This is a genomic window from Leucobacter triazinivorans (assembly GCF_004208635.1).
GTDB classification, from domain to species: domain Bacteria; phylum Actinomycetota; class Actinomycetes; order Actinomycetales; family Microbacteriaceae; genus Leucobacter; species Leucobacter triazinivorans.
The window spans coordinates 993391-1013942 of sequence record NZ_CP035806.1; the positions used below are offsets into that span (position 1 = coordinate 993391).

The 20552-nt window shown below is 71.5% G+C and carries 17 protein-coding genes; 7 read left to right on the forward strand and 10 right to left on the reverse strand.

Annotation, left to right across the window (positions count from 1 at the left end; translation table 11 throughout):
• Positions 1 to 145: 145 nt before the first annotated feature.
• The 4 genes from dxr to rsmI form a co-directional block, all read right to left on the reverse strand.
• The gene (dxr, locus tag EVS81_RS04595) at positions 146 to 1237 is read right to left on the reverse strand and encodes a 1-deoxy-D-xylulose-5-phosphate reductoisomerase (RefSeq protein ID WP_130109337.1); all 1092 of its coding nucleotides are present in this window, start codon (positions 1235 to 1237) and stop codon (positions 146 to 148) included.
• A gap of 129 nt (positions 1238 to 1366) precedes the next feature.
• Positions 1367 to 2386: an FKBP-type peptidyl-prolyl cis-trans isomerase gene (locus tag EVS81_RS04600; RefSeq protein ID WP_130109338.1), complete on the reverse strand. Its 1020-nt coding sequence runs from the start codon at positions 2384 to 2386 to the stop codon at positions 1367 to 1369.
• Positions 2387 to 2541: 155 nt separating this feature from the next.
• Positions 2542 to 3024, reverse strand: coding sequence for a hypothetical protein (locus EVS81_RS04605; protein ID WP_130109339.1), 483 nt, complete (start codon positions 3022 to 3024; stop codon positions 2542 to 2544).
• 82 nt (positions 3025 to 3106) lie between these two features.
• Positions 3107 to 3928 (reverse strand): 16S rRNA (cytidine(1402)-2'-O)-methyltransferase, encoded by an 822-nt coding sequence (gene rsmI / locus EVS81_RS04610; RefSeq protein WP_130109340.1) that lies wholly within the window; start codon positions 3926 to 3928, stop codon positions 3107 to 3109.
• A gap of 85 nt (positions 3929 to 4013) precedes the next feature.
• Between rsmI and EVS81_RS04615 the strand changes: the two genes are divergently transcribed.
• The 5 genes from EVS81_RS04615 (at position 4014) to EVS81_RS04635 (ending at position 9415) form a co-directional block, all read left to right on the forward strand.
• Complete coding sequence (locus tag EVS81_RS04615) at positions 4014 to 5126, forward strand: DsbA family protein (RefSeq protein WP_130109341.1); 1113 nt, start codon at positions 4014 to 4016, stop codon at positions 5124 to 5126.
• Positions 5127 to 5261: 135 nt separating this feature from the next.
• Positions 5262 to 6512: an MFS transporter gene (locus EVS81_RS04620; protein WP_130109342.1), complete on the forward strand. Its 1251-nt coding sequence runs from the start codon at positions 5262 to 5264 to the stop codon at positions 6510 to 6512.
• 356 nt (positions 6513 to 6868) lie between these two features.
• Complete coding sequence (locus tag EVS81_RS04625) at positions 6869 to 8191, forward strand: aminotransferase class V-fold PLP-dependent enzyme (RefSeq protein ID WP_130109343.1); 1323 nt, start codon at positions 6869 to 6871, stop codon at positions 8189 to 8191.
• Entirely contained in the window at positions 8188 to 8658 is a 471-nt protein-coding gene (gene sufU / locus EVS81_RS04630; protein WP_130109344.1) for a Fe-S cluster assembly sulfur transfer protein SufU, read from the forward strand. Before EVS81_RS04625 ends, sufU begins: the two co-directional genes overlap by 4 nt.
• Positions 8659 to 8734: 76 nt before the next feature.
• Positions 8735 to 9415: a DNA alkylation repair protein gene (locus tag EVS81_RS04635; protein WP_130109345.1), complete on the forward strand. Its 681-nt coding sequence runs from the start codon at positions 8735 to 8737 to the stop codon at positions 9413 to 9415.
• 291 nt (positions 9416 to 9706) lie between these two features.
• Here EVS81_RS04635 and EVS81_RS04640 read toward each other — a convergent pair whose 3' ends face one another.
• The gene (locus tag EVS81_RS04640) at positions 9707 to 10660 is read right to left on the reverse strand and encodes a LysR family transcriptional regulator (RefSeq protein WP_130109346.1); all 954 of its coding nucleotides are present in this window, start codon (positions 10658 to 10660) and stop codon (positions 9707 to 9709) included.
• Positions 10661 to 10737: 77 nt separating this feature from the next.
• On the opposite strand from EVS81_RS04640, the gene EVS81_RS04645 reads away from it, so the two are divergent.
• Positions 10738 to 12504, forward strand: a complete 1767-nt coding sequence (locus EVS81_RS04645; RefSeq protein ID WP_130109347.1) for an FAD-binding protein — start codon at positions 10738 to 10740, stop codon at positions 12502 to 12504.
• A gap of 214 nt (positions 12505 to 12718) precedes the next feature.
• Positions 12719 to 14011, forward strand: a complete 1293-nt coding sequence (locus tag EVS81_RS04650) for a DUF4192 family protein (protein WP_130109348.1) — start codon at positions 12719 to 12721, stop codon at positions 14009 to 14011.
• 31 nt (positions 14012 to 14042) lie between these two features.
• On the opposite strand, the gene EVS81_RS04655 is transcribed toward EVS81_RS04650, so the two are convergent.
• The 5 genes from EVS81_RS04655 to EVS81_RS04675 form a co-directional block, all read right to left on the reverse strand.
• A complete protein-coding gene (locus EVS81_RS04655; RefSeq protein WP_130109349.1) occupies positions 14043 to 15284 on the reverse strand; it encodes a cysteine desulfurase family protein in 1242 nt (413 codons plus the stop codon).
• Between the two features lie 91 nt (positions 15285 to 15375).
• Positions 15376 to 16224 (reverse strand): carboxylating nicotinate-nucleotide diphosphorylase, encoded by an 849-nt coding sequence (nadC, locus tag EVS81_RS04660; protein WP_130109350.1) that lies wholly within the window; start codon positions 16222 to 16224, stop codon positions 15376 to 15378.
• A complete protein-coding gene (locus EVS81_RS04665) occupies positions 16218 to 17978 on the reverse strand; it encodes an L-aspartate oxidase (RefSeq protein WP_130109351.1) in 1761 nt (586 codons plus the stop codon). Before EVS81_RS04665 ends, nadC begins: the two co-directional genes overlap by 7 nt.
• Complete coding sequence (gene nadA / locus EVS81_RS04670; RefSeq protein ID WP_130109352.1) at positions 17975 to 19306, reverse strand: quinolinate synthase NadA; 1332 nt, start codon at positions 19304 to 19306, stop codon at positions 17975 to 17977. Before nadA ends, EVS81_RS04665 begins: the two co-directional genes overlap by 4 nt.
• Positions 19303 to 20271, reverse strand: coding sequence for an NUDIX hydrolase (locus EVS81_RS04675; protein ID WP_205879388.1), 969 nt, complete (start codon positions 20269 to 20271; stop codon positions 19303 to 19305). Before EVS81_RS04675 ends, nadA begins: the two co-directional genes overlap by 4 nt.
• Positions 20272 to 20552: the final 281 nt, after the last annotated feature.

Sequence of the window (20552 nt, forward strand, 5' to 3'; positions counted from 1 at the left end):
GGCTAGTGCGCCGCGCTGGGGAGTTTCGGGGAGCCGCACCCGCCGGTCGAACGAGCGAGTCGACACCCGGGGCTCACAAGCAGGCGGCCTCCGAACGTTCGGTTTCGACTCGCCCCGCACGCTCCACCGGCGGGGCGCAACTCGCTCACCCGGCGGAGCGCGCGGCGATCACCCGCTCGGCGCGCTCCCGAGCCCAGCGCTCGGCCTCGGCCAGAGACTCGAGCGTCAGCCTCTCGGGGGCGGCGTGCGCCTCGAGCACCTCCCGCACGGTGTCGACGATGTCGAGGAATCCGATGCGGCCCGCGTGGAACGCCTCGACCGCCTCCTCGTTCGCAGCATTGAACACGGCCGGATACGTGCGCCGGGCGCGCCCCACCTCTTTCGCGAGGTCCACCGCGGGAAACGTCGCCGTATCGAGCGGCTCGAACTCCCACGTCGACGCGCTCGTCCAGTCGAGCGGTGCGCCGACGTTGGCGAGCCGATCCGGCCAGCCGAGCCCGAGCGAGATGGGCAGTCGCATGTCGGGCGGCGACGCCTGCGCGATCGTGGACCCGTCGACGAACTCCACCATCGAGTGCACGATCGACTGCGGGTGCACCACGACGTCGATGTCGCTGTAGGAGACGCCGAAGAGCAGGTGCGCCTCGATGATCTCGAGCCCCTTGTTCACGAGCGTGGCCGAGTTCGTGGTGACCACCCGGCCCATGTTCCAGGTGGGGTGCGCGAGCGCCTGATCCGGCGTGACGTCGCGCAGCGACTCCCGGCTCCGGCCTCGGAACGGGCCGCCCGAGGCCGTGAGCACGATCCGGCGCACCTCGTCGCCGCTGCCCGAGCGCAGCGCCTGCGCGATCGCCGAGTGCTCCGAGTCCACCGGCACGATCTGGCCGGGTCGCGCGAGCCCCGTGACGAGGTCGCCGCCCACGATCAGCGACTCCTTGTTCGCGAGCGCCAGGGTGCGGCCGGCCTCGAGCGCGGCGATGGTCGGCCCGAGCCCGACCGACCCGGTGATGCCGTTCAGGACGACGTCGGCCGGGACGTCGCGGATCAGCCGTGCCGCCGCATCCGCGCCGAGCGCCGTGTGCTCGACGTTGAACTCGTCGGCCTGCTGCTGCATCCGCTCGGCCTGCGACCCCGCGACGAGGCCCACCACCTGGAACTTCGACGGGCGCTTGCGGATCACGTCGAGCGCTTGCTCTCCGATGGAACCGGTGGACCCGAGGATGACGACGCGCTTCATGCCCTCCATTCTGACGGGTCCCCGGAAACGACGCAGCCCCGCCGCTCAGAGGAGCGCCGGGGCTGCGTCGGCCGCGGATCCCGCGTCGTCGAGGAGTGCTCGGCCTGCACCGCTCCTCGGCCCGCTCCGCTATTCGGCGTGCACCGTGCCGAGGATGTCGAGTACGAACACCATCACGTCGTCCGGCTGGTGTCCCTGCTGCTCGAGGCCGGCGGCGCCGTAGCCGCCGTCCTCGGCCGGCACCACGGAGATGATCTGCGATCCCACCTTCTGGCCCTCGAGCGCCTCCTGGAAACCGCCGATCACCTGCGTGGTGAGGAAGTCGGTCGGAGCGCCGCGGCTCCAGCTCGAGTCGAACTCCTCACCCGTGCGCCAGATCACACCGCGGTAGTTCACGTACACGCGGTCGCCGGGCTGCACCTCCTCACCGTCGCCCTCGATGAGCGTGGCGATCGAGAGCTCGGTGGGCGCCTCCACCCCCTCCGGCATCGTGATGGTGGGCGAGCCGTCCTCGGCGAGCTCGACAGTGGGGAACCCGGCAGGCGCCTCCACCGCGGTGCCCTCGGCCTTCTTGAGGAGCTCATCCTCGCCCAGGGTGCCGGGCTCTGCGCTCTGCTCGGGCGCGTCGGTGATCTCGCCGATCTGCATGACGATGACGAGGGAGTCCTCCGCCGACACGTCGGTGAAACCGAGCTGCTCCGGCGTGTAGTCGCCGAACGCGTCTGCGAACGGCGTCACGAGCGCCACCTGCTGTCCGGAAACACCGCAGCGCAGGCCCTCGTAGGCCCACCCGAACAGCGACTCCTCCGCGAACGGCGTCGGACTCTCGGGAGCCTCCTGGATGATCTCGCCGCTGGTGCCGTTGAACATGGTCATGGCCACCGCGACCTGCTGACCCTGCTTCGGAGTCGTACCGTCGCCCTCCTCCAGGACGGTGCGCTGCAGTTCGTCGGTCTCGAGCGGCGTCTCCGAGGTGAGCTCGAGCCCCGCTCCGACCTCGCCCGACACCTGAACGGCGTCGCTCGCGTCGCCGCCGGCCACGCAGTCGACTCCTGAGGCGTCCGCGGTCGGCGCACCGCCGTTCGAGCACGCGGTCATCAGCAGCGCCCCCGCAAGGGCGGCGGGCAGCAGAGTGCGGGAGAGTTTCACGATGGTCTGGGTCCTTACGAGAGGGGAAGAGGGGGCGATGCGGCCGATCCGAGTATTCCGCACTCGACTGCCCGTCTCCTGGGAGCCGACCGGGGGCCGGGCCGCGGTGGCCGACCCGGGGCGCCCGGGCATCGCGGGATCCGGTGCCGTGATCCTCAGCGCTTCGCCGGGAGCAGCGCCCGGGCCGAGCTCACCGCGAGCACCACCAGCAGCAGCATCGTGACGAGATCGCACGCGATGTAGACGTAGTGCCAGACGGACTGCCCCGGATCCGCGCCCTGCAGCACCAGATCGGTGCGCGCGTTGAGCGGCGGCCGCACGGCCGCGACCTTGAACGTGAACACGAGCAGCAGGCCGAGCCACAGCCACAGCCGCCGGCCGCTGATGCGGATTGCGAGTGGCCAGAAGCTGAGAATGGTGTAGGCGAGCAGGATCGCGGCCTCGACGAGGTTGAGCACCGCGAACACCAGTCGACCGATCCCGAGCCCCAGAGGAATCGTGATGCCGGGCGCCTGGAACTTGAGCGGAGCCTCGATGAAGGAGATCGCCGCGATCATGCCGAACCACAGAACCGGCAGCGCGAACCGCCAGAGTTCGATCGCGATTCTGCGGCGCTGGGCCGACCTCTGCTCGGGCATGCGTCCTCCTCGGTGTGTCGTGGACTGGGTATGGTGAGCAGCCGCGGGCCTTGGCTCGCGCGGACAGCGCTCACCGAGATGATTACGGGGTGCGCGCGGCGAGCGCGGCGGCGTAGAGCTCGCGAGCCGACAGCCCGGTCGCCTCGGCGACCGCCCGGGTGGCGTCCTTGAGCCGTTCGCCCTCGGCGACGCGCTGCTGCACCTCCTCGAGCGCGGCGTCCGGCGAGGCGTCCACCTGCGGCGCGCCGCCGACCACGAGCACGACCTCGCCGCGCACTCCCGAGTCGGCCCACGCGGCGAGCTCGCCCAGGGACCCCCGCCGCACCTCCTCGTGCAGTTTCGTGAGCTCACGGCAGACCGCCGCGGGCCGGCCCTCGCCGAACGCCCCGGCGAGCTCCCGCAGCGTCGCGGCCACCCGGGTCGGAGCCTCGAAGAACACGAGCGTGCGGCGCTCGGCGGCGAGCTGGCCGAGGGTACGGGATCGCTCGCCGGACTTGCGCGGCAGGAAGCCCTCGAAGGCGAAACGGTCGGTGGGCAGGCCCGCGACTGCGAGCGCGGTGATCACGGCGCTCGGCCCCGGAACGGCGCTCACCTCGATGCCTCGCTCCGCGGCCAGCTGCACCACCCGGAAGCCGGGATCCGACACCGTGGGCATCCCGGCGTCGCTGACGAGCACGACATCTTCGCTCGCCGCCCGTTCCACCAGGGACGCGGCGCGCTCGTGCTCGTTGTGATCGTGGAGCGCGACGAGCTCAGGCCGGTTCTCGATCCCGAGCAGGCGCAGCAGCTGCGCGGTGTGCCGCGTGTCCTCGGCCGCGATCACCGTGGCCGCCTCGAACGTCTCGCGCAGTCTGAGCGAGGCGTCCCCGAGGTTGCCGATGGGCGTCGCCGCGAGGAGGATCATGCCTCCCATGCTACGCCCGCCGCCGCCGACGCCGAGCCGGGCACCGCCCACGCGAAGCCGGGCACGATCTGCGAGGATGGTCCGCATGACCGATCCGCAGCTGACCCCGTCCGCACCGCCACCCCACCCCTACGCCCAGCCCGCAGGCCGGCGCGGCAAAGGCTGGGCCATCGCGGCGATGGCTCTGGGCCTCATCGCGCTGCTCACCGCCGTGGTAGGCGCGTTCTCCGTGAACGCCTTCGTGCTCGTGGGCGCGATCCTCGGCCTCGTCGCCGTGGTCCTCGGCGTCGTCGCTCTCGCCCTGCGGCAGCTGCGGGCGCCCGGCATCGTCGGCGTGGCAAGCGGCGCGCTCGCGATCCTCACGGCCGTCGCGGTGGGCGGTTTGGCGCTCGGCACACTCATCGCCGCCGAGGAGCCGAGCACGGAGATCGGGGTCGAGTCGGAGGAGGGCGCGCCGACCGCACCGGCGGATCCCTCGGATCCCGGTGAGAGCACGGCGGTGCAGTGGCCGGCCAATATGGCGACGGGCGGCCTCGCCTTCGTGAACGACGGCTCGGGCGACATCGATCTCTTCCGCTCCGAGGCGCCGCAGGACAACGCCCTTCCCGAGCCGCGCGACGCCGCAGCACTCGAGCAGCCGGCGCACATCCAGGTCTACATCGACTACCGCTGCCCCTACTGCGCGGAGTTCGAGGCGGCCAACGCCGACACCCTGGAGTCCGTGATCTCGAACGGATCGGCCGCCGTAGAGATGATCCCGCTCACCTTCCTCGACCGCATCTCGCCCGACGCCTACTCCTCGCGCGTCGCGGGGGCCATGGCCTGCATGGCGGATCAGCAGCCGGAGGCCGCCTGGGACGCCCACACGGCGCTGCTCGATCCGTCGTTCCAGCCGTCGGAGAGCGAGCCGGGCAAGGATGACGCGACGATCCTCGCCGAGCTGGACCGCGCGACGGGCGGACTCGACCGCGCCGCCCGATCCTGCATCGAGGAGCAGCGGTTCACCTCGTTCGCCCTCGCGCTGAACGACTGGGTCTTCGCCAACCCCGTGCCGTTCGCGGCCGACCCTGCGCTCATGGTCACCGGCACGCCGCTCGTCGTGGTCGACGGGGTGCCCTACCCCGGCGCCCCCGCCGACGGCGATGCGTTCCGCGCCTTCCTGGTCGAGCAGGGCATCGAGGTTCCCGACCGCTCCTAGCCGGCTGGGCGCGGCGCGCCACGCGGGATCCGGGGGCGCTGCAGCCCGATCCGGCACGGCCCGATCCGGCACGGCCCGATCCGGCACAGCCCGATCCGGCACAGCCCGATCCGGCACTGCTAGGCTTGGTCGGCTATGCACTCATCGAGCAGCACCCCGGCGCATCGCGACACCCTCGTCTCGCGCACCGGCTTCGTCTACTTCCCGCTCGCGCTCGTCGCCCGGCTTCCCTTCGCCATGGGCGTCGTCGGGGTGCTCACCCTGCTCGTCTCGGTGCGCGGATCGGTCGAGATCGCCGGTCTCGGGTCGGCCATGGTCGGCATCGCTTCGGCGGTCTTCGGCCCGCTCATCGGCGCGGCGGCGGATCGCTACGGGCAGCGCCCCACCCTCCTCGCGACTGCGTGCGTCAACAGTGCGGCGATGGGGCTGCTGGCCTGGATCGCCTACAGCCCGCTTCCGTCGTTCGCGGTCTTCGCCGCCGCGTTCCTCGTCGGCGCCTCGATACCGCAGACGTCGCCGATGTCGCGGTCGCGGCTCGTCACGATCATCAAGACCGAACTGCCGACCGAGCGCCGCCCCCGCACCATCTCGACCGTGCTCGCGTACGAGTCGGCGGCCGACGAGGTCGTCTTCGTGTTCGGCCCGGTCATCGTGGGCCTGCTGGCGACGACCCTGGGCGCCTGGGCGCCGATCGCGGGGGCGGCCGCCCTGACGCTCGTGTTCGTGACCGCCTTCGCGCTGCACCCCACGAGCTCCTCGGCAACCACCCCCGAGGAGCGCGCCGCCACGGTTGCCCCGGCTGCGGAACTCGCTCGGCCCTCGCTGCTCATCGTGGTGCTGGGCATCTTCGCGGTCGGCATGGTCTTCGGCACCACCCTCACCTCGCTCACCGCGTTCATGCAGGCGCGCGGCGCCGCCGAGGCGGCCGGGCTCTTCTACGGCGTGATGGGCGTTGGGTCGGCGATCCTCGCGATCAGCGTGGCGCTCTTCTCACCGCGCTTCACGCTGCGCTATCGGTGGCTGGTCTTCGCCGTGTTCATCGTGGCAGGCGAGGCGATCCTCGCCGCTGCCGGCGCCGCAGATCCGGGGAGCGGGATCGGTCTGGTGGCACTGGGCCTCGCGGTGACCGGCATCGGGATCGGGCCACTCCTGGTGACGCTCTACGGGTTCGGGGCGGCGCGCAGCCCCGAGGGGCGCTCCGCGACGGTGATGACGATGCTGGGCTCGGCGATCATGCTGGGGCAGTCGCTCGCCGCAGCCGCCGCCGGCGCCGTGGCCGAGAACCTCGGTGTGCCCGCCGCCATGATCCTCCCGCTGTGCGCCGGCCTGGTGGCGGTGCTCGCGGGTCTCGTGAACTGGCTGCTTACGCCGCCCACCGCCCGTTGAGCCGCCGCACTGCCGCCCTCACGCGCTTCCCGCTCGTCCTGCTCCGCGCACCCCGCCGGGTCACGATCCGGCACCCGCGCCCGCGATCCCGACCCGGCCCAGCCTGATCCCGACCCGGCCCAGCCTGATCCCGACCCGGCCCAGCCTGATCCCGACCCGGCCCACGCCCCATTCCTCGCGCGCCAGTTGTTGTCATCAAAACCGAGATGAGGCAGCAACTACTGACGCGCGAAGGTACCTCTCTCTCGCATTCCCCGGCGAAGCCGAGCCTGCATGCGGAATATCGCCGCCCGGGAGGATGTTGCACGGGGTGGACGCACGACCCGCACACCCGGCGCACCGCTTCGGGTGGAAGAATGGAGACCATGCCTGCTCTCGCGCTCACCCCCGCGGAGGTCGCCGAACTCCGCGCGGCCTTCCCCTACTTCGCCGCCCACGATGCGTCCGCCGCGCGCACCGGCGCACCCACGCCGGCCTATCTCGATGCAGCAGCCACGTCCCAGCGCCCGGCCGAGGTGCTCGACGCCGAGCGCCGATTCCTCGAGACGGCGAACGCCGCAGTGCATCGCGGCACGAGCGGAGCCGTCGGCACGGCCACCGAGGCCTTCGAGGGCGCCCGCGCCGCAGTGGCCCGTTTCGTCGGCGCAGCCGCGCCCGAGCAGATCGTCTGGGCCGAGAACGCCACGGACGCGCTCAACATCGTGGCGCTCGGGATCGCGGAGGCGAACGCCGGTCTGGGCCTCGCGGGCAGCGAGCGCTTCGCCCTCGGGCCGGGCGACGAGATCCTCGTCACCGAGGCCGAGCACCACGCCAACCTCATCCCCTGGCAGCGGCTCGCGGCGAAGACGGGCGCCTCGTTCCGCTACATCCCGGCGCGCGAGGACGGCACGTGGAGCCTCGACGACGCGCGGGCGGCCCTGAACGAGCGCACGCGCATCTTCGCGTTCGCGCACGTCTCGAACGCCACGGGGTACGTGGCGCCCGTCGCCGAGCTCGCGGAACTGGCGCGCAGCGTCGGCGCGCTCACCGTGCTCGACGCCTGCCAGTCGGTGCCGCACATCCCCGTCGACTTCGCGGCGCTCGGCGTCGACTTCGCCGCGTTCTCCGGCCACAAGATGCTCGGCCCCAACGGCATCGGCGTGCTCTACGGTCGCCCGGAGCTGCTCGCGGCGCTGCCGCCCTCGCGCACCGGAGGGTCGGCGATCACGAAGGTGACCATGGAGCGCGCCGACTTCATGCCCCCGCCCATGCGCTTCGAGCCCGGGACGCAGCCGGTCTCGCAGGTCGTCGGGCTCGGCGCCGCCGTCTCCTTCCTGGAGGCCGTCGGCATGGAGCGCGCCGCCGCCCGCGAGCACGAGCTCGTGGAGCGCCTGGTCGCGGGCATAGCGGCAACCCCGGGCGTGCGGCTGCTCGGGCCCTCGGATCCGGCCCATCGCATCGCGCTCGCGGCCGTCTCGATCGAGGGTCTGCACGCGCACGACGTCGGCCAGTTCCTCGACGAGCAAGGGGTGCTCGTGCGGGTGGGGCACCACTGCGCGCAGCCGCTGCACCGCGCCCTCGGGATCACCTCGAGCACACGCGCGAGCGTGCACCTGACGACGACGGAGGACGAGGTCGACCGGTTCCTCGACGCGATCCGCGGCGCCCAGCGGTACTTCGGCGTGGAGGTGGCCGCATGAGCGCGCTCGACAGCATGTACCAGGAGCTGATCCTCGACCACTCCAAGCGTCCGGTGGGCAAGGGCTCCCTGGAGGCGCCCGCCGGCGCGCTCACCGCGTCGCATCACGAGTTCAATCCCAGCTGCGGCGACGAGATCGACCTGTCGATCGCCGTCGACGCCGCGACGGGCCGCATTGAGCGGCTCGCCTGGGAGGGGCAGGGCTGCTCGATCTCGATGGCCTCGGCCTCGATCCTCGCGCAGCTCGTGCGCGACGAGCAGCTCACCGTCGACGAGGCGCGCACCCGCATCGGCGCCTTCCGCGAGATGATCCACGCACGAGGCGAGGGCGAGCCCGACGAGGATCTGCTGGGCGACGCCGTTGCGCTGCAGGGCGTCTCGAAGTTCGTGATGCGCGTGAAGTGCGCCATGCTGGGGTGGGTGGCTCTGGAGGCCGACCTGGCGCAGGTGGAGGCGCAGCGCGGCTGAGCCCGCGTCGTCGATCCAGACCGCGCGGATCGGCCCCGTCCGAACGATCCCCCGCAGACCCGGCAAGGAGGCCGCAATGTCCAGTGAAATCACCCTGGAGAGCAGCGCGGCCGACGTGGTCGCGGCGCTCGAGGCGCTCGAGGATCCGCAGGCCCGCACCGTCAACGAGAAGCACGGCGACGATCACGGGGTCAATCTGACGAAGCTGCGGGCGATCGCCAAGGCACTGAAGTCGAATCAGGATCTCGCGCTCGAGCTGTGGGCGACCGGATACACTCCTGCGCGACTCGTGACCCTGCTCATCTGCAAGCCCCGCGCCTTCGAGGAGGCGCAGCTCGACTCGATGCTGCGCGAGGCGCGCATCCCGAAGGTGCACGACTGGCTCGTGAACTACGTGGTGAAGAAGAGCCCCCACGCCGAGGCGCTGAGGCGCGTGTGGTTCTCGGATCCGGATCCGGTGGTCGCGAGCGCGGGGTGGGCGCTGACGACCGAGCGGGTGGCGAAGTCCCCCGACGGGCTGGATCTGTCCGGGCTGCTCGACACGATCGAGGCCGAGATGCGCGACGCTCCGGATCGCCTGCAGTGGGCCATGAACTGGTGCCTCACGCAGATCGGCGTCTGCCACCCGGAGCACCGGGCCCGCGCGCTCGAGATCGGAGAGCGGCTGCGCGTGCTCGAGGACTACCCGACCTCGCCCGGCTGCACGTCGCCCTACGCGCCGATCGCCATCGCGGAGCTCGTGTCCCGGCGGGCCTGACCCCTCTTCATCCTGCGCGAGCTCGCGAGTCGCAGGATCCCCTCCTCGTCATCCTGCGCGAGCTCGCGAGTCGCAGGATCCCCTCCTCGTCATCCTGCGCGAGCGAAGCGAGTCGCAGGATCCTCCCCCTCCTCGTCATCCTGCGCGAGCGAAGCGAGTCGCAGGATCCAGGCGCTGGATTCTGCGACGGAGCCTGTGCTGCGCGAGCTTGCGAGTCGCAGTGCGCAGAATGACGAACACGCGGCCCGCGCACCTCGACGCGCAGAATGGCGAGCATCGGCCAGGGCGAGGCTACGCCCGCTCCACGAGACGCGCCATCGCGCTGCCCGGCTCCGTGAGCCGGTCCGCGGTCTCGCGCACGAGCGCCTGCAGGGCCGCGCTCGCGTGCGTCGGCGCCATGTCCGAGCGTCGGGCGACGCTGATCGTGCGGATCATCGAGCCGCCCGCGAGCGGCGCCGCGCGCAGCTGCGGTCGGTCGACGGCCACCATCGCGGGCACGACCGCGACGCCGATCCCCCGCTCCGCGAAGCTCAGCGCGGCGTCCATCTCTGCGCCCTCCACAGCCACCGCGGGAGCGAGCCCTTCTGCAGCGAACGCCGCGTCGACCGCAACCCGAAGGTCGTAGTTCTCCGGGAACAGCACCTGCGGCACCTCGGCCAGCTCGCGCAGTTCGACGGCCGCGGATCCCGATCCCTCGCGCGCGAACGGATCCGGCGCCGCTGCCGACGAGACCACCACGAGCCGCTCGCTGAGAATCGGCTCGCGCTCGAGCACCGCGCGGGCCGCGCCCGACGACACGCTCGTCACGATGAGCGCCAGGTCGAGCGACCCCTCCATGAGCGCGGCGATGAGACTGCGCGACCCGCGCTCGAGGATCTCGACGTCGATCCCCGGATGGCGCGCTCGGAACTCGGCCAGCACTTCGGCCACCAGGCTCGTGCACAGCGTCGGCGTCGCTCCCAGCCGCACCCTGCCGCGACGCAGCCCCGCCAGTTCGGCCATCTCTCCGCGCGCCGTCTCGGCGTCGGAGAGCATGCGCCGTGCGATGGGCAGCAGCCGCTCCCCCGCCGCGGTCAGCGTGACGTTGCCGCGTGCGCGATGGAAGAGCTCGACCCCGAGCTCGTGTTCGAGACTCGAGATCTGCCGGCTCAGCGAGGGCTGCGCGAGATGCAAGCGCTCAGCGGCGCGGGTGAAGTGCCCGGTGTGGGCGATCTCGGCGAAACCCCGGAGCTGCTCAAGATTCATATGCATAGCGTAGTCGCATCATCACCATCCAGACTATTCATTGGAGTAATCGAACGCGGATGCCTAGCGTGGTCCGCATGAACACCATCGCAGCAACCACCGACACCGCCACTCGCGAACGCCTGCTCTCCACCTCGGTCCTCGTCATCGGCACCGGAGGCGCGGGCCTCCGAGCCTCCATCGAGCTCGCCGAGCGCGGGGTGCAGGTGCTCACGGTCGGCAAGCGCCGCAAGCACGACGCCCACACCACGCTCGCCGCCGGCGGCATCAACGCGGCGCTCGGCACGATCGATCCAGAGGACAGTTGGCAGCAGCACGCCGCCGACACGCTGCGCGAGTCGTACTTCCTCGGCGATCCCGCGATCATCGAGGTCGTCGCCCGGAACGCCGCCCGCGGAATCGAGGATCTCGAGCGCTGGGGCATGCCCTTCGCGCGCGAGGCGGACGGGCGGATCAGCCAGCGCTTCTTCGGCGCCCACAAGTACCGCCGCACCTGCTACGCGGGCGACTACACCGGTCTCGAGATCCAGCGCACCCTGCTGCGCCGCGCTCGCGAGCTCGACGTGCCCATCGTCGACACCATCTACATCACCCGACTGCTCGCCGCCGACGGCAGGATCTTCGGCGCCTACGGCTTCGACATCGTCGACGGCACGCCGGTGCTCATCCACGCCGACGCCGTGATCCTCGCAGCCGGCGGCCACAACCGCATCTGGCGCAACACCTCCTCACGCCGCGACGAGAACACCGGCGATTCGTTCCGCCTCGCGGCGCTGGCGGGCGGCAGGATCCGCGACGCCGAGCTCGTCCAGTTCCACCCGTCGGGCATCCTGGAGCCGGCCGACGCCGCCGGAACGCTGGTGTCGGAGGCGGCGCGCGGCGAGGGCGGGATCCTGCGCAACGCGCTCGGCGAGCGGTACATGGAGCGCTACGATCCCGAGCGCATGGAGCTCTCGACCCGAGATCGCGTCGCCCTCGCCAGCTACACCGAGATCGTCGAGGGTCGCGGCACCACGAACGGCGGCGTGTTCCTCGACGTCTCCCACCTGCCGCGCGAGACGATCTTCGAGAAGCTCCCCCGGGTGTACCGCACGCTCATCGATCTGCAGATGCTCGACATCACCGAGCAGCCGATCGAGATCGCTCCCACCGCTCACTACTCCATGGGCGGCGTCTGGGTGGACGCCGAGCGCCACAGCACGGGCGTAGACGGGTTCTACGCGATCGGCGAGGCGTCCTCCGGCCTGCACGGCGCCAACCGCCTCGGCGGCAACTCCCTCATCGAGCTGCTGGTGTACGGCCGCATCACGGGCGCCGACGCCGCCGAGTACGTATCGGGGCTGACGCAGGTGACCCGCTCGACCGACGCGGTCGGCGAGGCCCGCGCAGAGATGCGCCGGCTGCTCTCGAGCACGGGCACGGAGACGCCGCGCCTGCTGCAGCGCGAGGTGCGCAACCTCATGACCGAGCACGCGGGCGTGGTGCGCAGCGAGGCGGGCCTGCGCGAGGGCCTCGAGAAGCTCGGAGCGATCGAGGATCGCGCCGGCGATCTCGGTGTGCACCCGGACATCGCCGGCTTCGACGACCTCGCCCACGCCTTCGACCTCTACGGCTCGCTGCTGGCCGCGCGCGCGACGCTGGAGTGCGCCGTCGAGCGCCGCGAGACCCGCGGCTGCCACAACCGCTCCGACTTCCCCGAGCAGAACGACGAGCTGCGCGGCAGCTTCGTGTGGACGCCAGAGGGCGGCGTGACCTTCGAGCGGGTGGCCGAGGCGCCGGACTCGTTCCGCGACCTCGCCCGAGACGCCATCGACACCTCGGTCGAGGGCAAGCTCGTGGAGTAGTGGGCTGGGCCCCGACGCCCCAGGCAGGCGATCGACGCCCAGAAGGACGTTCCCCGAAAATCGTCCTCCTGGGCGTCGATCCACGTATTGCAGCAAGCCGTCGCGTGCGCGAAGCTTCGCTCACAGCAGGGTGATCTCGGCGATTCGGCGCGAAGATTCGTCGCCGCATGTGAGCAACCCCGATTCAGTCTTCGTGACAACGCAGGATCGAGGCATGAACGATTCCACCCGAGACACGCCCGAAGTGATCCGTTGCCGCAGCACGGCCGACTTCCTCGCCGCGCTCCCCCAGCTCGTCGGGTTCACCGCGGTGAACAGCATCTTCGTGGTGTTCTTCTCGGGGAGCCGAGCGGGGCGTGCGATGCGCATCGATCTCCCGGCATCCGACGACCCCGGCGACTCGGTCGGGCTCATCGAGCTGATCTGCGATGCGGTCCGCGATCTCGGCGCAACCGAAGGGACCCCGTCGGCACCGGCCATCGTGGTGTCGAGCGAACAGACCTTCGCCGAGACCGGCGGGCCGCCCTGGCGCGGACTCGCCGAGCGCCTCGAGCGGCGTCTGCGCGGCGTCGGGCTCGCACCGCGCGAACTGTGCTGCATCGCCCCCGATGGCTGGGTCAGCTATCTCGACCCCGCGCCCCCGAGGCGTGGACGCCCGCTGGGCGAGATCGCCGAGAGCCCGATCGCGCTCGAGGCGCGACTGCGCGGCGATACCCAGCCGGCGCTGTCAGATCTCGGGGCGATCCCCGAGCCCGATCCCGTGAGGCGTGCAGAGGTTGCGACCGCGCTCGCACGGATCGCTCCGTTCGGCTCCGCAGAGGGACGGCTGGAGGGTGCGGACGGCGGCGATGCCGTGCCCCGTTCCGGCGTCGACGCCCGAGACGCGATCGGCGGCGGCTGCAACGACGACGCGATCGGCGGCGCCGACCGGCAGCGGCCCTTCCCAGCCAGCGTGGCGTTCGAATGGATGGCCGACACCGCCGATGTGGTGCGTGCGCTCAGAAACACGGAGCATCCAGTAGATCCGCCGATGACCGCTCGACTGATCCGCTGCGCTCAGCATTCCGACCGCTGGTTGCTGCTCGCACTCGGAATCCTCACGAGACCGGATTTCGCCGAGGAGCTGGCTCGCGAACTGGGGTCGGCGCGCTTCGAGGGGATCCCCGTCGGCCTCGAGGATGACCCGCCGCGGAGCGCTGACACAGGCTGGTCGATCCGCGGGGTGCTCGCCGGGATCAGTCCCGACTTCATCGAGTTCGAGCGTCTCCCCGGGCTCCGCCGAAAACTCCTGACCGCGGTCTCGGAGAGCCCCGAGGAGCTGCGTTCGGGTCTGCTCGCGCTGAGCGCGTGGGTGTGGTGGCTGGGCGGCACGCAGTCGGTCGCTCAGCGGCAGGCACGACACGCCGCCGCCCTCGATCCCGCCTGCGAGATCGCACGCATGGTCGAACGTCTGGTCTCGTTCCCGCGCTACGTGCCACGACCGCGGTTCGAGAACCGTGCGGCATAGTGCCCGGTGCCGATTGGCCGCACTGCGCAGCTCACATGCGCCGTGGACGCGCAGCCCCGGCGGCCGATGCCTCGAGGCGCAGTACCGCGACGACGCGTGCCAGATCCGTCTCCGAGAGCGGCGCCGGAAACGTGAATCGGATCGCCGTCTGCGCGATCTCGGGCGACAGACCGAGTGCGAGCAGCGTGGGCGACGGCTCATCCTTGCCGGCGGCGCAGGCCGAGCCGGAGGAGACCGCGAAACCGGCGGCGTCGAGCGCGACCAGCAGGGATTCTCCGCTGACCCCCTCGATCACGAACGACGCGTGCCCCGGCAGTCGTTCGCTCGGGTGTCCCGTCAGACGCGCTCCGGGCACCTCCGCGAGCACGAGTTCGACGAACGCGTCTCGGCTGCGCATGAGCTCGAGCGCTCGAGAGCCGACATCGGCCGCGCACGCGCGCACCGCGGCTCCGAATCCCGCGATCGCGGCCACGTTCTCGGTGCCGGATCGTGCGCCGCGCTCCTGCCCGCCGCCGTGCAGCAGCGGTTCGAGCCGCAGGTGCCCGCGCAGCAGCAGCGCCCCCGCGCCCTGCGGGCCCCCGAACTTGTGGGACGCCACAGTCATGGCGTCGACGCCCGGGCCCGGCCACCCATCCCCGGCGATCGTCGCATCAGGCCCGGACGCGCGGTCGGCGGAGCCGAAGGAGACCGGCAGCGAGGGCGCCGCCTGGACGGCGTCGGTGTGCACCAGCGCCCCGCGGAGTCTCGCGACCGCCGCGAGCTCGGGAACGGGCTGCACGGTTCCCACCTCGCCGTTCGCAAGGCCGATCGACACGAGCGTCGTGTCGGGCCGCAGCACCGCGGCGAGCGCCTCGGCCGAGACGCGGCCGGTCCCGTCGACGTCGAGCACGGTCAGTTCGAACCCGAAAACCCGCTCGAGATACCGGCAGCTCTCGAGCACGGAGGGGTGCTCGACCGCGGTGGTGACCACGTGCCGCCCGCGCGGATTCGCGAGCGCGAGGCCGATGACGGCGAGGTTGTTCGCCTCCGTGCCACCGGAGGTGAAGATGAGCTCTCCAGCGCGGGCGCCGAGACCCGCCGCCACACGCGCCCTCGCTTCGTCCACGATCATTCGTGCGCGATGCCCGGCGGAGTGCACGCTCGACGGGTTCGCCGCTCCAGCATCGAGCGCGTCGATGAGCGCCGCACGAGCCTCCGCGCGCAACGGCGCGGTCGCGGCGGCATCGAGGTATCGTGGCGCGTGCGGGGCCCGTGTCGGCTCGGTGGTGCTCACGACCCGGCCACACTCGCGCCGCAAAGCCGCGCGTCTCGAATCTCACGCACGTCGCGCACGTCCTGCACGTCTTGCATGTGGCGCACCGCCGTCACGCCGCGTCGAGCCCGAGGTCGAGTGCTCGCGCCCCGTGGGTCAGTTGCCCGACCGAGATCACGTCCACCCCCGTCTCAGCTATCGCCGCCACCGTGTCGAGCGTCACCCCACCACTCGCCTCCGCGACCGCACGACCGTCGATCCAGCGCACACCGGTCGCGAGGTCCTCGAGCGAGAAGTTGTCGAGCAGGATCCCCGTGACCTCCGCCGCCAGCACGGAATCGAGCTGGTCCAGACGATCGATCTCCACGATGATCGAGGTGGTGTGCCCCGCGCGCTCGCGCAACTCGCGCAGCGCCGCTGTGGTCGTGGCGTCATCGACGGCCCCCAGCGCAGCGAGGTGGTTGTCCTTCACCATGATGGCGTCCGAGAGCCCGAAGCGGTGATTGGAGCCGCCGCCGACGCGCACGGCGTGCTTCTCCAGCGCCCGCAGCCCGGGGGTGGTCTTGCGCGTATCCGCGATCCGCGCCCGCGTGTGCGCAACGGTGGCCACGTAGCGAGCCGTGAGGGTGGCGACTCCGCTCATCCGCTGGCTCAGGTTGAGGGCGACCCGTTCGGCGGTGAGCACCCCTCTGGCCGGCCCCGACACGCTGGCGAGGATGTCGCCGGCCTCGAACGCCGCACCATCGGCGATCAGTCGGGTCACCTCGATGCTCGGCTCCGTCTGCCGGAAGGCCTCGACGACGAGTCGGCCACCGGCGAACACCCCCGGTTCTCGCGCGACGAGGCGAGTGTCGACACGCGCTCGCTCCGGAATCGCGAGCTCGGCCGTCAGGTCGCCCCAGGGTGCGTCCTCGTCGAGCGCGTTGCGCACGACGGTCTCGATGATGCGGCGGGTCAGCACGATGTGAGGCTCCTCTGCTCGGAGATCGAGGTGGAAACGGGGGCGTGGATGGAGCCGGCTTCGGGGAGGGATCTTCCGTCCGAGGGCAGCACGAAGCGGTACGCGCGCCGCACCGCTTGCGCGGGATCGGTGTCCGGATGATCGAACCGCTGGTGGGCGCCGCGCGACTCCGTGCGTTCGGATGCCGCGACCCGAATCATCTCCACGAGTTCGACATCGTCGCCGCCCACGCCGCGGAGCGCCGCGACGGCCGGGCTCACCGCAGCTGCATCCTGCCGAATCGAAGATGCCGATTCGGCGTGCGAGGTCATCGCACGCGAGGCCGTTCCGGGGCGCGCGATCATCTCGGCGCGCGATTCTCCGGCCGATGCGGGGACCGCGGCAGAGACTCTCGTCGCGGACGGAGCCGCGATGCCCACGACGGACGAATCGCGCTCGAGCGCGTGGAATCCTGTGCCGCGCGGCTCCCATCGACCCGTTTCCCCGGGCCCGCCCGCAACGAAGGACCGGGCGGCGCGCCCCGCTCGTTCCCCGAAGACGAGGCCTTCGAGCAGCGAGTTCGACGCGAGGCGGTTGGCGCCGTGCACCCCGGTGCACGCCGCCTCGCCCGCGACAAACAGCCCGGGCACGCTGCTGCGGCCGTCGAGGTCGCTGACCACTCCGCCCATCGTGTAGTGCGCAGCCGGCGACACCGGGATCGGCTCACGTCTCCAGTCGTAGCCGAGTGCGGCGGTGGCGGCGGAGATCCCCGGGAATCGCCGCGCCAGCGCTCCAGCCCCTTCCGCTCGCTCGATCACAGTCGCATCGAGCCGCACGGCATCCTCGCCGCGCTGCCGCAACAGCCGGTCGATCTCCCGCGATACGACGTCGCGGGGCGCGAGTTCCGCGAGCGGATGACGCTCAACCATGAAGCGGGATCCCGATCCGTCGAGCAGCACCGCCCCGGCGCCGCGCACCGCTTCCGAGATCAGCGCACCGCTGCCGTGCAGCACGGTGGGGTGGAACTGCACGAACTCCAGGTCCGCCACGAGGGCTCCCGCGCGCGCCGCGAGCACCACGCCGCTTCCACGCGACGATGCGGAATTCGAGCTGCGCGGAAAGAGGCCGGCATAGCCGCCCGTCGCCAGCACGATGGCCTCCGCACGAATGGTCTCTATACCGTCGGGGCCGCGCAGCACGGCGCCGACCACGGCTCCCGACTCGGTGCGCAGCGACATCGCAGTGCAGCGCTCGCGCACCAGGATCCGACGCGCCGCGGACAACGCGCGCAACCGCTCGACGAAGAACGCGTGCAGCACTGCCCCGGTGCGGTCGCCTCCCGCGTGCACGATGCGGTGCCGCCCGTGCGCCGCCTCGAGGCCGAGCGCGGGGCCGCCATCGCCTCCGCGATCCGCGGCGAACCCCTCGGCGATCAACCGGCGCACCACGCGGGCGCCGGACGTCGTGAGCACCTCGGCCGCCTCGGCGTCGACGAGCCCGACTCCGGCCGCCACCGTGTCAGCGAGGTGCTGCGCGGGGGTGTCCCCCGCGCCGAGCGCGGCCGCGATCCCGCCCTGCGCCAGAGCGGTGCTGCCGCCGGCGAGCGCGTCGGCGGCACGACCACCACTGACGCGATCATCTGCGCGATCGCCCGCATCGCCCGCGTCCCCCGCCCAGAGCGCACCGGGGGTGGCCAGGGTGACGTCCGCTCCGCCGGTCGCCGCGGCGACCGCGCAGGCGAGGCCGGCGACGCCGGAGCCGATGACGAGGATCACGGTCGGGCCGCGAGCATCCGCTCGAGAGCGATGCGCGAGTCGCCCGCCACCTCCTCGGAGACCGCGATGCGGTTGGGGGTTTCCCCGGCCACGAGCGATTCGAGCGTCCAGGCGAGGTAGGCCGGGTGGATCCGGTACATCGTCGAGCAGGGGCAGACGACGGGGTCGAGGCAGAATATCGTGAGGTCGGGACGCTGCTGCTGGAGCCGGTTGACGAGGTTGATCTCCGTGCCCACGGCGATCACGGCGCCTGGCTCGGCGGCCTCGATCTCCTTGCGGATGTACTCGGTGGAACCCGCACCATCGGCGGCCTCCACGACTGCCGCGGGGCACTCGGGATGCACGATGACCTTCACGCCGGGGTAGTCGGCGCGCGCCTGTTCGATCTGGGCGACGGTGAAGCGCTTGTGCACGGAGCAGAAGCCGTTCCACAGGATCACTCGGGCGTCGCGCAGCTGCTCCTCGGTGTTGCCGCCGAGTGGCAGGTGCGGGCGCCACAGCGGCATCCGATCCTCTGCGATCCCCATCGCCTTCGCCGTGTTGCGACCGAGGTGCTGATCCGGGAAGAAGACGACGCGCTGCCCGCGCTCGAACGCCCACTCGAGCACGGTGCGGGCGTTCGAGGAGGTGCAGACGATGCCTCCATTGCGACCGCAGAATGCCTTGATCGCCGCGGAGGAATTCATGTAGGTGACGGGGATCACGGGCTGCAGTCCGTCCTCCGTGGGACCCAGTGATGTCGTCAGTTCTCGCCAGCACGCCTCGACCTGGTCGATCGTGGCCATGTCGGCCATCGAGCAGCCCGCGGCGAGATTCGGCAGGATCACCGCCTGCTCGGGCCCCGACAGGATGTCGGCCGTCTCGGCCATGAAGTGCACGCCGCAGAACACGAAGGCCTCGGCCTCCGGGTGCTGCTTCGCGGCCTGCGCCAGCATGAAGGAGTCGCCCACGAAGTCGGCGTGCTGCACGATCTCGTCGCGCTGGTAGAAGTGCCCGAGGATCTGCACCCGCTGCCCGAGCTCGGCCTTCGCAGCGACGATCCAGTCGTGCAGCTGCTCCTCGGAGGCATCGGTGTACCGGGCAGGCAGAGGCCCCTGCCGCGGGGCATCGCCCGGGATCGCATCGGCCACAGAGGCCCCCGGGCCGTACCCGGGCGCGCGGTCGATCGCCCACGGATCGTTCACCAGGCCGGAGTCGCAGCTCGAGGCGCCGGTCGCGCGCAGGGCGATGGGCCGGCGGTGCGACCTACCCGCCGGCCGTCCGCGCGGCGCCCGCGCGGCGGCCTCGCGCTCGGCGGCGGCCCGGATGAGTTCGTGCACGCTCGTCATGATGCGCTCCTCGATGGGGTGTGATGGGGACGACGGGGGATGTCCGGGCGATCGGGATCCCCGGTGCCTGTGGGATCGCCTCGGAAGCGGTAGAGCCGAGCAGGTCGGTGAGGAGTGCCGGTCTCGACCTCGCCGGTATCGATGAGATTGCCCTGCGCGAGCGCCTGCCTGCGGAAGTTCGCCGGGTCGACGGACTCGCCGAGCACGGCTTCGTAGACGGCTCTCAGGCGGGCGAGGGTGAAGACCGGCCCCAGGAAACGATGCGCCACCGCGGCGTACTCGGTCTTGGAGCGGAGACGCGCGAGCCCGTAGGCCACGATCTCGGCGTGGTCGAACGCGAGCTCGGGAAGCCAGTCCGCCGAGAACCAGGCGACGTTCGCGTCGCGCTGGGAGCCGGTATCGAGCGGATGCCGGCCGGCATCGAAGCGCGCCGGCGGAAGTTCGATCGCATCATCCCAGCGCCGCGCCGGTCGCGGCCGCCGCACCCCGGAAGCGGGCGGACCGGCATCTCGCGGAAGCTGCGCCGGGTGGTCGGAGTGCACGGGCCGGTCAGCGCGCACCGTCGGCGGCGCGGCTTCGAGCTCGTACTCGCCGTAGAGCGCCCAGTAGGCGATCGTCACGAGGCGTTGCGCCTCGGCCGAACGCTCGACGCCGCCGAAGGAATAGAGCTGCTCCAGGTACCCCGGACCGCACTGCACGGCGTCTCGAAGCGTGCGAAGCGCCGTGTCGCTGAGAGTCTCATCCCACTGGGTGGGCCCGCCGGGCAGCGCCCACCGCCCCTGGAACGGTGCCCTGGTGCGTCGCACAAGCGGGATCCAGAGCGTCGTGCCATCAGCAGGTTCCGCCCGCTCTCCGAGCACGGCGCCGCCCGGCGGGCGCAGCGCGAAGGCGACGACCGAGACGGCCACCGCAGGAGGCAGGTAGCGCCGCTCGCTCGCGCTGATGCTGTCGTACTGCACGTCCACCGCCTCTCCGTCGGGTGCGCCTTATGGTCAGAATGACCATAAGTAAGAATACGCCGGATCCCGACCCTGTCAAGCCGCACCCGAGGCCGGAAAGACACAAGACGGTCACGATCGTCGGCATATCTCGGGCAAGTGGGCTAGGCTCGAGCGTAAGACCAGTAATGCCGAACGTAGGAACACTCCAGCACGTTTTATTCGCCGAGCTCCCCCGGGATCCCGGCACGCTACCAGTCTCCACGTCGGCGCCGTCGCCGTGGTACCCCGGTCGCAGCAGCGGCCAG

Coding starts and splice junctions, on each gene's coding strand:
- dxr (WP_130109337.1), bottom strand. CDS start 1,237: ATGAAGCGCGTCGTCATCCTCGGGTCCACCGGTTCCATCGGAGAGCAA.
- EVS81_RS04605 (WP_130109339.1), bottom strand. CDS start 3,024: ATGCCCGAGCAGAGGTCGGCCCAGCGCCGCAGAATCGCGATCGAACTC.
- rsmI (WP_130109340.1), bottom strand. CDS start 3,928: ATGATCCTCCTCGCGGCGACGCCCATCGGCAACCTCGGGGACGCCTCG.
- EVS81_RS04615 (WP_130109341.1), top strand. CDS start 4,014: ATGACCGATCCGCAGCTGACCCCGTCCGCACCGCCACCCCACCCCTAC.
- EVS81_RS04620 (WP_130109342.1), top strand. CDS start 5,262: ATGCACTCATCGAGCAGCACCCCGGCGCATCGCGACACCCTCGTCTCG.
- EVS81_RS04625 (WP_130109343.1), top strand. CDS start 6,869: ATGGAGACCATGCCTGCTCTCGCGCTCACCCCCGCGGAGGTCGCCGAA.
- sufU (WP_130109344.1), top strand. CDS start 8,188: ATGAGCGCGCTCGACAGCATGTACCAGGAGCTGATCCTCGACCACTCC.
- EVS81_RS04635 (WP_130109345.1), top strand. CDS start 8,735: ATGTCCAGTGAAATCACCCTGGAGAGCAGCGCGGCCGACGTGGTCGCG.
- EVS81_RS04640 (WP_130109346.1), bottom strand. CDS start 10,660: ATGAATCTTGAGCAGCTCCGGGGTTTCGCCGAGATCGCCCACACCGGG.
- EVS81_RS04645 (WP_130109347.1), top strand. CDS start 10,738: ATGAACACCATCGCAGCAACCACCGACACCGCCACTCGCGAACGCCTG.
- EVS81_RS04650 (WP_130109348.1), top strand. CDS start 12,719: ATGAACGATTCCACCCGAGACACGCCCGAAGTGATCCGTTGCCGCAGC.
- nadA (WP_130109352.1), bottom strand. CDS start 19,306: ATGACGAGCGTGCACGAACTCATCCGGGCCGCCGCCGAGCGCGAGGCC.